The following is a 13,432-nucleotide window of genomic DNA, read 5'->3' as shown; positions in this document are numbered from 1 at the left end:
AAAATGTCGCCGCCCGCTTCCCACCACAGCTTCGACCTGCCAATTTGGGTTCTGTTAATGTATTGGCAATGAACAGCGGACATCGTCCAGCACTGAATGATGTATATCAAAAAGCAGGAAGGTCTCACTTTGTATTAAGGTGCCATTGGAGTGACAACTATGTTCACATACACCGAAGGCAATTTTACTAATGTGTACTTTACCGCCGAAAAATCAGGTGCCGTAACACTTGCTCCAGCAAATTTCAGCGTGGCAAAATCGGAATCAGCAGAAGAGTCGGCCAGGTGCGAATCCTCCACAGGAGAAAACGGGTACGATTTGATTGGTTGCTTCACTTGCGGCACAAGCGATATTTCTTTCGACCGGAAAACAGGAATAGTAAAGGATGGATCACAAACAGCAACCGGCCCTGTTGGGGCGGCAAAACCTTCAGGATAGGACCTGGGCAGAATATCAAAATCGGCAGGCATGATCAGCTGCAGTTCGGGCAAGGAGGCGTCTTCAGTTTGTACCACGGAGCGCAAGGCCGAAACCGGCGTCAGCATGTTATTATTCTTCAAGCCTTTGTGGTTCAGTTGCAGAACCGGTTGCCTACGGGCGGCATTGAGTTCAGCAAGGTATTGCTGTTTATCAACATTCAGAGTAAACCTACAGGAATCTGAGTATATATCCTCAATTTTCAGGTCATCAGCATCCTGTCTTTTCATATCGTCTATCGCAAAGTTAGTCCACAATTTACTTTGCCAGATTGAATCCATATCCACGCACGCTTTGCCCTCGGGACCGTGAACCTGAATCTCAGAAAAAACGAAACCGTAACTTGCCATCTGGTCAGCCGAAGGCCATTTCGGGAATTCATCCAGTATGCAAGAGCCATCGTCGTTATAATAAGAGCGCACTCTCAGATGGTGCTCAAAGGCTTGCGCATCATGAAGTTCAGAGAAACCATGGAGCACAATAATGTTCCTGTCGGACAGTTCCTTGATTTTTCCCGGCTCCAGGAACGATTCATCGGGTAGTTGATGTCTGAAAAGCAGTCGAGTGTCAGGGTTCAGCGGAGCAACTTTTCGTTTTCCTGAATCAAAAGAGACCAGGCAACAACCAACATGGTCAACTGTTGCCTGTTCTATCAGACGGTTACTGGCACTATCAGTAGTAAAAGTCTTGTGTCCGGTACCATGACGCCAGAATAACTTGGAAGATTGGCGATCCCGAGCAACATTTTCGTCGTCGCCCCAGAATTCATGAAACATTGAGAAATGTGAAGAAATTGGACTCATTAGAAATATCTCCTCAAGTTTCTTTCTATGTTTAAAAGGTGTCAGATAACTCACTGACCATACGATAATGAAATAGTTCCCTCCTTGATTCGCCTCTTACTGAACCCGGACTCTCTCCGCCCCAGAGGCAACCTGCGAATTTGAAATAGTTAATGCGTTGCCAATGACCAACGAGTGGTTATCATCCAGCCAACAGGATGATGTAAATCAAAAAAAAGGAAATTCTCACTATGCCCTCGGGTGCAAGGTGCAATTATTAGAGGAGCGGTTTACGGCGATTTTGCTGATGGGTACTTCACCGCCGCAAAATCATGCGCCTTAACACTGTCCCGGCAAATTTCAGAGTGGCAGAATGGGAATCAGCACCAGACCTGGCCACATGCAAAGTCCTTAACTGAGAAAAGGGATATATCGACGGGTGCGATTTGACGGGTTGCCTCAAATGAGGCAGAAGCGATGTTCCTTTCGGTCGGAAAACAGGAACTGTAGAGGATGGATCATAACTAACACCCGGGCCTGTCGGCCATGTTCGGGCAGCAATACCAAAACCTGAAGGATTGCAATGGGGCAAAATATCAAAATCGGCAGGCATGATTAACTGCAGTTCGGGCAGGCAAGAGTGTTCAGTTTGTACTACAGAACGCCAGGCCGGAACCGGCATTAGCCTCTCTTTTTGCTGCAAGCTTCTGTAGTTCTGTTTAAGAACAGGTTGCCTGCGGGCATCATTGAGTTGAGGAAGATATTCCTGTTTTTCAATACAATATTTATCTCGCCGATAATATCCACCTCGCCACAAATATCCATCTCGCCAGGACTCTGAGGCTGCATCCTCAAGGGAATCTGTGTATATGTCCTCCACCGTCATGTGGGTACCATCCCACTGTTTCATATCTTCCATATCATAGCTACTATACACTTCAGGTTGCCAGATTGAATCCATATTAAGGTACGTTGCGCACCCGATGGACTGAATCCCGGCAAATACATAACCATAACTTGCCATTTGGTCTGCCGAAGGCCATTTCGGGAATTTATCCAATATGCAAATGCCATCTTCGTTATAATAAGAGCGCACTCTTAGATGGTGCTCAAAGGCCTGCGCATAATGAAGTTCAGAAAAACCATGGAGCACGATAATATCCCTGTCGGACAGTTCCTTGATTTTTCCCGGCTCCAGGAACGATTCATGGGGTAGCTGGTGTCTGAAAAGCAGTCGAGTGCCAGAGTTCAGTGGAGCAATTTTTCGCTTTCCTGAATCAAAAGAGACCAGGCAACAGCCTGGATGGTCAACTGTTACATCTTGTAAGAGGCTGTCACTGTAAAGATCAGTAGTAAAGGTCTGATGCCCGGTACCATGACGCCAGAATAACTCAGAAGACTTGCGATCTCGATACAAAGAACTATATTGACCCTCTTTGTCTTTCCAGACTTCACGGAACATTGAGAAACACGAAATGGGTCCCATCAGAAAACTCCTCAATTTTCTCTGGCCGTTCGCCATTTAAAAGTGATTGCTAGCTCAATGACCATACAATAATGAAAAAGTTTCGTTTTTGACTTCGGGAGTACCTGACTTTCAGTACCGGGTGAGTGATGCCAACAGCCTCGACAACTGCAGAAACAACCGGAGTTTATCGCCATAATCCAGCTGCGCAGCCCGGGAATAACACCGGAATAATCGCCCGAGTGCCCTGGCAAAAAGTCCGTACCTGTACAATTATGCTTGTCGGCGCGGGTTTTATCGCTGCAGCGATCGCGTCCGGTGGTGCTTTTATACCTACCGCAGTTTTTACCACTGTTGGGCTTATTTGCCTGGCAACTGCACTTTGTCAAACCCTTAACCCATCGTCATTAACTCAGCGTAATATTGCGCAGCTTTCGCCAACACCGACAGCAGGCTCACCGGCTCAGGCTGAATCACTTCTTCCGGGTTCGCAGTGCTTTGCAGCCAGTAATACCCGCCAGTTCGTTACCCAGCCCATCCGGACAGTCATCACCGGGAACAGCACAGAACTGCCTGCCATTACCGAAACTCTGCAGGACATCCTGAAGGCCCTTGGATCGGTTACGCAAACGTTTCCCAATTTCTCCCGGTTCTGCTCCGCAGAGGTCTCCAAACGTTTCCTGGAGCTGCGCAAAAGATCCAGAGATGTTCCCTTTGAGCAAAATCTCAATGGTGGGGCCTGTGCCAGGGCCAGTGCCGCTAACTTCCGAAATTATGCCCTCTCCAAGCACAGCAATATAAGCTGTCACGAGGCCTACTGCGCCATGCCTGGCCAGGCATACCATGCCAACTACATCGACATGCATTACGGTCGTTTCATTGCGGCACAGGGGGCCGTCAACAGAACCCATAACCGTTTCCTGCAGCTGCTGGCAGTGAACGATACGGCCATCTCCGTTGCCCTGGTCACTGAGAATGAACTCAAGAGGCCTGATAACACCCGCATTGGACCAACCGACATTGATCAGCCGAAAACCATTCCTGCACTGGAAATCACCACAACAACAGGAACGGAGACATTGCCTTCCGTATCAGTAAGCCTGGTCGGTTCAATTGATCTGCCAGATATGAAGCTGAGGATTGACCAGCTGGAAATTAATGGCAAACCGCACTTTCGCATCAATGAAATGGGGTGGGTTGATGGAACAGCCAACAATCCGGTGAGGCTGGCAGCCATCACGATGATTGCCGAAACCTTGAGAAAACACCCGGCAGTGCTGGAGCGGGCAAATAATCCGATGGTGGTTAACTGTCACGCAGGGGTAGGCCGGACCGGTACATTTATTGTTGCCAGCGATATCATTCGCCACTACGGGCAAAATCCACAAGGGGGCCCACTGGATATAGACAGTAAGATTCTTGCCGCCAGACAGCGCAGATCATTGAAGTTTGTGCAAAACTCCCTCCAATACCAGAACCTGGTCACATTTCAAGAGAACCGAAACGCCATACTACAGGCTATGTTTGAGGCAGGGTTATGCAATCCTCCCCCCTGAAAGGTTCACGCCTGACGAGTCAATCCGCAGGTTGCCCCACGGATAAACCACCAGGAGGCTCGCGGTTAAACGGACACAGCCGCTTTAATATGGGGATGTGCTTGATAATTCACCAGCTCAAAGTCATCAATGGAAAACTCAAACAGATCACGAATGGCCGGATTTAACTTCATCTGAGGTCGCTGGTAAGGTGTGCGGCTTAACTGCTCTTCTGCCTGTTCAAGATGATTCGCGTACAGGTGAGCATCACCAAAGGTATGAACAAAATCACCGGGCTCCAGGTCACAGACCTGGGCAATCATCATCGTCAACAGCGCATAGGAAGCAATATTAAAAGGCACTCCCAGAAAGATGTCAGCGCTGCGTTGATACAACTGGCAGGACAACTTGCCATCCAAAACATAAAACTGAAAGAGGCAGTGGCACGGTGGTAACGCCTGACGCCCCATAGCGGCATTGTCTTTTGGCGAGTAGGTGACATCCGGAAGTACCGATGGATTCCAGGCGCTGATCACCATGCGTCTTGAATCCGGGTTGGTTTTGATCTCATTCAATAGCCACTGAATCTGGTCGACCACTTCACCATTGGCCCCCTCCCAGCTGCGCCACTGTTTGCCATAAACCGGGCCGAGATCACCGTCGTCGGTTGCCCACTCATTCCAGATCCGGACACCGTTTTCCTGCAGGTAGCCGATATTGGTATCCCCTTTGAGGAACCACAATAATTCATGAATGATTGAATTCAGGTGACACTTTTTGGTGGTCACCAGTGGAAAGCCCCGGGAAAGATCAAACCGCATCTGATAGCCAAACACACTGTAGGTACCCGTGCCGGTCCGATCCGCCTTGAACGTGCCATGGTCTTTTACATGGCGCAGGAGGTCCAGATATTCTTTCATCGTTTTTTCGATCCACTATGTTTTTGCTTAAGCTCTGGGCAGTTTCTTTGCTTCGGGCTGTTATTCACCCTGGTCTTTGCCAGCCAGGTGGCGTCATCACTATTCATGCCATTTACCAGTGCATGGTGACGATAACCCCAAACCATAAACACTATACCCATAACGACCATCGGCAAAGACAACAGCTGCCCCATGGTCAGCCAGTCGAAGGCGATAAAACCAAGCTGGGCATCCGGCTCCCGGACAAACTCAACGGCAAACCTTGCCAGCCCATAGATCAGCAGGAACAGTCCGGAAATGGCCATTCTTGGCCTGGGCTTTGCTGAAAACCACCACAGTATGCCAAACAGCACGAGCCCTTCCAGGAAGAACTGATAAAGCTGGGAAGGGTGTCTTGCCATTTGACCGGGATCGGTGGGAAACACCATGGCCCAGGGCACATCGGAGGCTCTGCCCCAAAGCTCGCCGCCAATAAAGTTTCCTATTCGGCCAAGGCCCAGCCCCAAAGGTACCAGAGGGGCAATAAAGTCCGTCACCTGAAAAAAGCGTTTACCCTGAGAACGACCATAGAGCCACATGGCCACAAGCACCCCAAGCAGGCCACCGTGAAAGGACATGCCGCCATCCCACACTTTGAACAGCCAGAGCGGGTCTCTGACAAAATAGTCAAAGTGATAGAAGATGACATACCCGAATCGTCCGCCCAGGATAACCCCGACAGCCCCATAGAAAACCAGGTCACTGACCTGTTCCGGACGCCACAGGCCACCGGATCTCCGGGCACGAAGACCACCCAGCCAGAGTGCCAGTGCGAAGCCTGCAAGGTACATCAGGCCATACCAGTGCACACGCAAGGGGCCAAGGCTGAACGCCACGGGATCTATCTCAGGATACGCAATCACAAACCAGTTCCGATCAGTAAAATACAATTCAAGTGTACCAAGGTAACTGGCTTCTGAGCCAGCCGGAAACAGGATAGATTAACGCCAGATAGCGATGATACTTCCCTGCTGGAGAAGGCCGGAATAAATAAACATGGATCGAAATAACGATAAAAGACTATCTGGACTTCCGGTGTCAAAAGATCATGGCAATTTCAAAGCGGTTCAGACCGGCACAGGCACCTACAGTGTGTTTGGCTATCAAATACTCATGACGATTGTTCGTCACCCTCTGGTATGAAAGATTTGCCACGGAGGCACGGAGACACAGAGGTAAAACTTTATCTTGTCTCCGTGCCTCTGTGTCTCCGTGGCAATTTTTCTTTCACGGCAAAAGAAAAGTCGTTGATGTCTTCGCCCATAAACCTGTCTTAATGGCGGGTTAATTTTGAAAATATACTGTCGTCCAGCTGTTTGGCCTGGGTGCCATCCAGTTTATAGCCAGGCAGGCCGGTATTTTTCATCTGAATCATTATATGGCCACCGTAGACCATAAACTGCTCCGTAAGACCGGTAGTACCACAGGTCGACATCGACTGTTCAACGGCTTCAGAGAGCCCGGTTCGATCTTTATTGCTTTTGCAACCGGTGAAAAGGTCCATTCCCATAATGGCGGATAGCTCTCTTAATTTTCCGGAGAAATAAAAGGGGCCTGATTGTTCGGCAACCTGTTGCAGGCCGCCAGGTGTGTTGTACAGCGCCCATAAATCATCAGCCAGCTCCTTTGCCCTGTACTGGTTGCTGGCGGATAGTGCTGGCAGCTTTTTTCCCAGTAAGCCGCCGTACTGATGGTTTGAACCGACTAATTGTTGAAGTGCAGCGCCATTGACCTCCATCACCGTTTTCCAGGTGTTGGCATTAGCCATCAGTATTTTGCCAGACAATGATTTTTGCCTGTCTGCCAGGGCCAGTTTATTGCAGGGTGCAACCAGCATGATGGGCCGTGGCCTGATTTTCACGGCAACGGACCTGCCATCAGCATAATGAATGGTTAGCGTGCGCTCTTTATTGGACATTTCCATTAACTTTTCGTGCAGCTTTTCAGTCCATTCTTTTTCATTTTCAAGGCCTGCGGCCCTGGCAATACGGCTATCACGGATATGATCCGGGCTCAGCAAATTCAGGTACAGGCAATCCAGCTGAATGGGTTGGTGATCGGGATTTTCCATGGCATTTTGTAACGCCGGTTTGTGGTTGTGAAGCAGAAGAGCGGTAAAGATTTCATCGAGGCGCTGGTCGGTTATGCGATCTACATTCTCTCCTTTTTCCTTGTAGGCATAAGGGCAGCCGACCCGGATATGCCTGGCTGTCTCCTGACCGTCAACTTGCATGGTGTAGGCCAGCATATTTATTGCATGAGGTGAGTTCCGCTCCATTGAAAGAGCCAATTTGTCATGATAGCCATTTGCGAAAGGGTCTCTGTTTTCAGCATCAGCAGTGTCAGCACGGTCATCGTGGAGACGCATGGACGCTGCCGGAGTGTATTCAAGAGTGACCTGGTGCCATCGATCATGCTGATAAATATGAAGTCGACTGCTGAACGACTTGCTATCCTCTGCCAGAACCTTTATAAGTTCCTGTTCAAATAGATCGGCATTGAATCGTTTCTTTAGCTGCTTGTGCAGTCCGGCAAGTTCTTGAATGGCGTCAGGAACGCACTGAGCCATCTTGCCGGTACTGGTCTGTGCGATTGCCCTTTTACTATCGATAATTGCAGCGATTTCCCCGTCAGCCTTTTTCTTTGCAGACTGCGTGTTGGATAACCGCCTGACCACTTCGGCATAGATATCCACCTGTCTAAGATATTGCTCGCCACCTCTGAAATCGTATTTGGCGGCATCCCGTATATATCTCTTCAAGCCCGCTATATCATCTTCAATAGCGCCAGTCATTGCTATCAGTCTTGCGCTGAGATGTTCGCTGCCACTGCCAACCAGCTGCCTTGCCTGTTGCAGTGGGCCGCCCTCAATGTTGGGCCAGTGTGGCGCTATCCAGCTCATATCCGGACCATTTTCCAACAATGAGCGTTGCGTCCAGTGGATGAACGATTGCACTTTTTCCCGGTGTACCGTTAACTGGTCAGCCAGCTTTTCTATTTGTTCCGGGGTATTTATGGTTGTGATGGCAAGCTCTGCCTCCGGTGTGGATCGGCTTTGCACATCAGCAGGAGATGGTTTGCAGCTATCGGTTGTGATGCATATTGGTGGTCTTTTTATTTCGTTAAGTCTCGATATAAACGGTTCAGGGTTATTGATCCTGGGGAGTAGCTGATTGATGTTTTCCAGAATTTCTTTTTTTCTGGAGGGTGGGGGTAGCGCTCTTTGCTGGCTGGTTCTTGAATCTTTTATGTCTTCAGTAAGCTGGATCGCTGTGCTAATCAGTGGTTGCAGGTTATCTATAACCATTAGTCGGCTGTTGACAGGAATTAAACAGAATGTATCACCTGATGGCATTGTCAGGGTGATTGTTAAATCTTTAGGCAAATTAAGATTTAAGACTAAATTTTTATAACTACATAGAGCTCTTTTGTTGGAGAGATCATTATTCAGATCACCATTGTTTATGGACTCCATTAATGATTTCAGTGCTCTATCAGACTCACTGATATAGTGATTTTCTGAATTTTCCCGATGAATTTTCGCAAGCTCTCCATCCGTTGAGAGCAGCTCTTCCAATTCCTGCTCTGGTACTGGACAGTTTTTTTCATCCATAAGGGGGCTTGTACTAACTGGCTTTATTGTTTCAAAGCTTGTGATCGCTTTTGCTCCCTGCGTCCCATCATCTGCCTGTATGCCGGGCTCTTTCAGACTGACAGGTGATACATCTTTTTGGTATTTTTTTTTAGCTATTTTATTTTCAGGTGGAAGAAAATCATGGGTCAAGCTACTGAAGCCAGGCTTGTTGGGTTCAATGGGGGGGGCCATGGGTAATCCTTTTTAGCTAAAAACCGCAAAGTTCAAAAATTCAATCTCAATACTGAATGTCTGGTATATCGCCATTTTTAACACCAGCTGAACCCTGTTTCCTTCCAGCTTTACAAGCCTGATCCGCTGGCTGCCAAAAAAGAGCAGTTAAGTTTTCAAGTGTTTGGAGTTTTCGCTCAGTCAAAATTTTAAAAAAATGTGCTGGTTATAGTATTGGTATAAGCTCCTTTTTTTGTCGTTTCGGTTGTGTGGATTTGGCAGTTCAGGTGTTAGTTAACGGGCTATTTGATGACTCCATTGTAGTTCTACTGTTTGTTGGAACTGCATCGATTGCTGAAACATTATCGGTTGCTGAAACAGCATCGGGCAAATATCTGTCAATTTCATCTCCGTGGGATTCAACTCCAGTTCTGATACCTTCCAGATTATCTGCCAACATCTCTATATCCGAAAATTGCTCATCGCTAAGCCTCTTCTTTAAAAAGCCACGCACTGTTAAACCGGGTACAAAGGGGTGATCAATATTAGCACCCAGATTGATTAGTTGAATTATAAACTGAAGGCTTGTTGAATCAAAATCTAGCTGCATGGCAATATGGCATAATGCGGTAAAACCACTATTGGAGTCCTTGGCATCAACGCAAAGTTTATGACAATTTAATAAACGTCGAATTGTCATTTCGTAGGGATTACGAGTACGGGGATGCTCTTTTTTCCATTTCTTGTAACCGCTAATGGCTATTTGCAGAGGTGTTTTTCCTTCGAGGCCGAGAGCATTGACATCTTCTTTTTTTATTAACTTCTTGATAACATACTCACCACCATTGTGAATAGCATAAATAAGTGGCGTTTCATTGTTGACTTTTAAATTATCAATGCCTAGCCGATATATCATTATGTCCAGCAGTTTTGATTGGTCAGCTTGGATAATCGACATTAATAATTTTTCTTTGTCGTTACCTTTAAGATCACTAGCCTTGAGTGCCTGCATCTTTTCTATTAATTTTTCAAGACCTGAACCCCAATTGGAGTGATGTTTACTTAGGCTGCCAATCGATTGTATTAACGACAACAGGTCAATTCTGGTATCTTCCGGATTATCTGCCAATGTCTCTATATCAGAAAAATACTTCTTCTTTAACCTCTGCTGTAAAAAGCTACGTACTGTTACACCGTTCTCAATGGGCTGATCAATATTAGCACCCTGGGTAATTAGTTTATTCATTAACTGAATAGTTGATAAAGTAAGCTTTGGCCACAAGGCAATATGGCATAATGCGGTAAGACCTTTAGAGTCCCTGGCATCAACGCAGAGTTTATGATAATCCAAAATCCATTGAATTATCTCTTCGAAGGGGTTATCAAATTCTAAGGGATTCTTGTCCTTCCAATTCTTGTAACAGTCAATGGCTATTTGGAGCGGTGTTTTTCCTTCGAGACCGAGGGCATTGACATCTCCATTTTCTATTAATTTCTTGATAACAAGCTCGTTGCAACCATTCTGAATGACATAAATAAGTGGTATTTCATTGTTGATTTTTAAATTATTAATCCCTAATCGATTTATCATTATTTCCAGCAGGTCTGATTCGTTGAATTTGATGATCAACCTTAATAATTTTTCTTTGTACTTATCTTTCAGGCCACTAGCCTTGAGTGCCAGCATCTCTTTTATTATTTTATCTTCAGCTCCGAACTCACCTGTATAGCGAAGTTTTTTTAAGTTGGCAATCGATAGTAACAACGGGTCATCATATAATTCCTGCCTGATACCATTTCCGACCACCTTGGCAAGATGAAATCCTTTATTTAAAATGTAGGAATATAGATCGCTATCCTTACGAGATTTATCAGGATGAAAATATCTTGTCAACACTCCAATAATATGCGCCATATTTGAATCGTCTGTATTTGGATCAATCTTTAACATGCTGACTAACAGAAACCTGAATATTTTTTTTTCATTATCAGTTATTAGATCATCGTTATCATATTTCTCTAGAATTGATTCCAGGAAGTTACCGACACCTTCAAGACTCCTTAAAGATTCTTTTGAATGTATCACCTTCGAATTCTGCTTTCCTGCCTTTATCGCCTTTATCGCCTCCAGCACATCTTGTGCATCAAGCTTCTCCGGCTCCTCCAGCTCCTCCAGAGCGACTTGTATTTCTTTTGAATCGGCAATATTACTCAATATATTTCTACAGAAATTTTCGGCATGCCTGTTTAATTTATCAAAAAATTCACGGTCTTTAGCAAGAGCTGGTAATACATGAATAATTTCAATATTTCTTTCATTGACAGGTGTGTCATGCGGCCTTTTATCGTGATGGGAAAGACCCTCCTGTTTATAAACTTCCATGAGTTTACTTTTAAAATCGGGTCCCACAGATCTTCCAGTACCGGCATGTATCAGGCCATTTCTGCCATTGGGGTCAAACAGGTAATTTGAAATAAAATCAAGATTTACGATGTTCATAGTAGTTTAACGGACTTAAATTTTGAGTAATTAATTTTTGGACTTCTGCTGCCACTGAAAGTTCAATTAAGAGAAGTTTGAGGCCAATCCGTTAAAATCCGATCCCGACAAATAGGGTGGGAAGTCAGATCCTTGTTAAGTCGCTAACTGCCAAACTGAAAATTAGCATGAGCACAATCTGAAAAGCTCACTATAATTTTCAAAATCCTTTAAAAGAAAGCTGAGGTATTGCTATGAATCTTTCCGCCCCTGGCAGCAAACCTGCAATTGATATTGTTGTGGGCTCTGAGTCAACAATGAAAATTAGTGCCGTAGAGAATGCATTTGCTTGCTACAAGGTTAATGTGATTGCGACCAAAGCACATTCCGGGATTAACAGCCAGCCCGTTGAAAACGAAACCCTTACGGGAGCTGGCAACAGAATAAAAGACGCGAAAGCAAAGTACCAGTCAACAGGTCATAACGCTGATTTTTTGTTGGTGGCTATCGAAAATGGTATTTTCCATGAGCAGGTAAACGGTCAGGAAGTATGGTTAGATAAAGCCGTCGTTATTGTCGAGACATCCGATGGCATACAGTACATCGGGAAAACATCGCCGGTACTATTGCCTGCCGAGTGTGTCGCTATCGCCAGGCAAAGGGGATTTGAAAATATAACGGTAGGCCAGGTTATGGCCGAAGTAGACAGTACGGTTCAGCATGATGACCCCCACTCAAGTTTGCCACCTTTTAAACCCCGTCAGGAATATCTGGAAGAAACATTGGTTGAAATGGCGAGCACCTTAGAGCGGGATAAACTGATAAATCAAGTGTGAAATGCTACGCCAGATTCAGCATTACAACTGGATAATGAACGGATCAGCCGGTGCTAAGCCAAAAACTGCATTCCAACAATAAACAGAAACAGGGCAAACAGCTTCTGTAACTTATCTGCTGCAAGTCCATGAGCAATACGGGCACCAATCCGTGCAAATAGAACACTGGTCAAGACAACTCCAAGGAAAGCAGGCCAATAAACATACCCGGTAGCCAGAGCAGGCAGGCCTGAACTCTTTTCACCGAGCACCATGTTTGATAAAGCCCCCATCACGGCAATAGGGAAGCCGCAGGCCGCCGAAGTACCCACTGCCTGCTTCATTGTCAGGCTGATTCTGCGCAAAAGTGGCACAGACAGAGTCCCACCACCAATGCCAAACATACTGGAGACAGCCCCAATGACAACACCCGCACTCACCAGCATTGATTTCCCCGGCACTCTGACACCTTCATAAACCTTAAACCCGAACCACATTTTTGCTGACACCAGAATCGCAAATACGCCAAGAAGCTTCTGCAACAGGTGCCCACTCAAATTCACGGCGGTATAAACCCCAAGAAAAGCACCGGCAAGAATACCGACACTTAACGTGACAAATATCGCCCATTGAACAGCTCCAGCATCCTGGTGCGCTTTGATGGAGCTTAGCGATGTGACCACCATGGTAGCCAGGGATGTGCCTACCGCCATGTGGGTCAAAACCTCAGGGGACATACCCTGGACGGTGAAGCTGAAGATCAGTACAGGAACAATAATCAGCCCCCCACCAATACCAAACAAACCAGCCATTACTCCGGCACAAGCCCCCAGGACAAGGTAGAGGAGAAAGAGCATTGTTATCCCTTACAAAAAAAATCAGACTGGCAATTATACGACGATAAAACATTATCAGGTGAGTCTATTTTCAGGGAACGCCGGTTAAACTGCAATGGCACTGACTTAAGCTTAAAAGCCCCGCAAACATAGGGATTGATACAGGTTGAGAGATTTGAATTGGAACCACAAAGCACACAAAGAGCACTAAGAAGAGCTTTTCTTTTCCTTTGTGCTCTTTGTGTGCTTTGTGGTTCAAATCGCAGGGTGCCTTAAAGC

At 46.3% G+C, this 13,432-nt stretch carries 11 protein-coding genes; 3 read left to right on the top strand and 8 right to left on the bottom strand.

The window, feature by feature from the left end:
• Positions 1-134: 134 nt before the first annotated feature.
• Both J7438_RS09895 and J7438_RS09890 read right to left on the bottom strand, forming a co-directional pair.
• Complete coding sequence (locus J7438_RS09895; RefSeq protein ID WP_209276415.1) at positions 135-1,280, bottom strand: hypothetical protein; 1,146 nt, start codon at positions 1,278-1,280, stop codon at positions 135-137.
• Positions 1,281-1,575: 295 nt separating this feature from the next.
• On the bottom strand, positions 1,576-2,781 hold the full coding sequence (locus J7438_RS09890; protein WP_209276414.1) for a hypothetical protein: 1,206 nt from the start codon (positions 2,779-2,781) through the stop codon (positions 1,576-1,578).
• Between the two features lie 92 nt (positions 2,782-2,873).
• On the opposite strand from J7438_RS09890, the gene J7438_RS09885 reads away from it, so the two are divergent.
• Positions 2,874-4,280 carry a protein-tyrosine phosphatase family protein gene (locus J7438_RS09885; RefSeq protein ID WP_209276413.1) on the top strand — a complete coding sequence of 469 codons (1,407 nt, stop codon included), beginning with the start codon at positions 2,874-2,876 and terminating at the stop codon, positions 4,278-4,280.
• 65 nt (positions 4,281-4,345) lie between these two features.
• On the opposite strand, the gene J7438_RS09880 is transcribed toward J7438_RS09885, so the two are convergent.
• On the bottom strand, positions 4,346-5,179 hold the full coding sequence (locus J7438_RS09880; RefSeq protein WP_209276412.1) for a thymidylate synthase: 834 nt from the start codon (positions 5,177-5,179) through the stop codon (positions 4,346-4,348).
• Positions 5,176-6,081, bottom strand: coding sequence for a prolipoprotein diacylglyceryl transferase (lgt, locus tag J7438_RS09875; protein ID WP_209276411.1), 906 nt, complete (start codon positions 6,079-6,081; stop codon positions 5,176-5,178). The genes J7438_RS09880 and lgt overlap by 4 nt, the downstream gene beginning before the upstream one ends.
• A gap of 133 nt (positions 6,082-6,214) precedes the next feature.
• Here lgt and J7438_RS09870 point away from each other — a divergent pair, with 133 nt between their 5' ends.
• Entirely contained in the window at positions 6,215-6,361 is a 147-nt protein-coding gene (locus tag J7438_RS09870) for a hypothetical protein (protein WP_209276410.1), read from the top strand.
• A gap of 130 nt (positions 6,362-6,491) precedes the next feature.
• Here J7438_RS09870 and J7438_RS09865 read toward each other — a convergent pair whose 3' ends face one another.
• Both J7438_RS09865 and J7438_RS09860 read right to left on the bottom strand, forming a co-directional pair.
• Positions 6,492-9,044, bottom strand: a complete 2,553-nt coding sequence (locus tag J7438_RS09865; RefSeq protein WP_209276409.1) for an inositol phosphate phosphatase SopB — start codon at positions 9,042-9,044, stop codon at positions 6,492-6,494.
• Positions 9,045-9,306: 262 nt separating this feature from the next.
• Positions 9,307-11,523 (bottom strand): ankyrin repeat domain-containing protein, encoded by a 2,217-nt coding sequence (locus tag J7438_RS09860; protein ID WP_209276408.1) that lies wholly within the window; start codon positions 11,521-11,523, stop codon positions 9,307-9,309.
• A 233-nt stretch (positions 11,524-11,756) separates the two neighbouring features.
• Between J7438_RS09860 and J7438_RS09855 the strand changes: the two genes are divergently transcribed.
• On the top strand, positions 11,757-12,338 hold the full coding sequence (locus J7438_RS09855; RefSeq protein ID WP_209276407.1) for a DUF84 family protein: 582 nt from the start codon (positions 11,757-11,759) through the stop codon (positions 12,336-12,338).
• Between the two features lie 53 nt (positions 12,339-12,391).
• Here J7438_RS09855 and J7438_RS09850 read toward each other — a convergent pair whose 3' ends face one another.
• Complete coding sequence (locus J7438_RS09850) at positions 12,392-13,174, bottom strand: sulfite exporter TauE/SafE family protein (protein ID WP_209276406.1); 783 nt, start codon at positions 13,172-13,174, stop codon at positions 12,392-12,394.
• A gap of 70 nt (positions 13,175-13,244) precedes the next feature.
• Positions 13,245-13,432: hypothetical protein (locus J7438_RS09845; protein WP_209276405.1), on the bottom strand; the 188-nt coding region annotated here is incomplete at its 5' end.

Source organism: Thalassotalea sp. G20_0 (assembly GCF_017744175.1).
Lineage (GTDB): Bacteria > Pseudomonadota > Gammaproteobacteria > Pseudomonadales > Endozoicomonadaceae > Endozoicomonas.
Note: the sequence above shows the minus strand (reverse complement) of the source record. Positions and strands in the feature narration are given on the sequence as shown.

Coding starts and splice junctions, on each gene's coding strand:
- J7438_RS09895 (WP_209276415.1), bottom strand. CDS start 1,280: ATGAGTCCAATTTCTTCACATTTCTCAATGTTTCATGAATTCTGGGGC.
- J7438_RS09890 (WP_209276414.1), bottom strand. CDS start 2,781: ATGGCGAACGGCCAGAGAAAATTGAGGAGTTTTCTGATGGGACCCATT.
- J7438_RS09885 (WP_209276413.1), top strand. CDS start 2,874: ATGCCAACAGCCTCGACAACTGCAGAAACAACCGGAGTTTATCGCCAT.
- J7438_RS09880 (WP_209276412.1), bottom strand. CDS start 5,179: ATGAAAGAATATCTGGACCTCCTGCGCCATGTAAAAGACCATGGCACG.
- J7438_RS09870 (WP_209276410.1), top strand. CDS start 6,215: ATGGATCGAAATAACGATAAAAGACTATCTGGACTTCCGGTGTCAAAA.
- J7438_RS09865 (WP_209276409.1), bottom strand. CDS start 9,044: ATGGCCCCCCCCATTGAACCCAACAAGCCTGGCTTCAGTAGCTTGACC.
- J7438_RS09860 (WP_209276408.1), bottom strand. CDS start 11,523: ATGAACATCGTAAATCTTGATTTTATTTCAAATTACCTGTTTGACCCC.
- J7438_RS09855 (WP_209276407.1), top strand. CDS start 11,757: ATGAATCTTTCCGCCCCTGGCAGCAAACCTGCAATTGATATTGTTGTG.
- J7438_RS09850 (WP_209276406.1), bottom strand. CDS start 13,174: ATGCTCTTTCTCCTCTACCTTGTCCTGGGGGCTTGTGCCGGAGTAATG.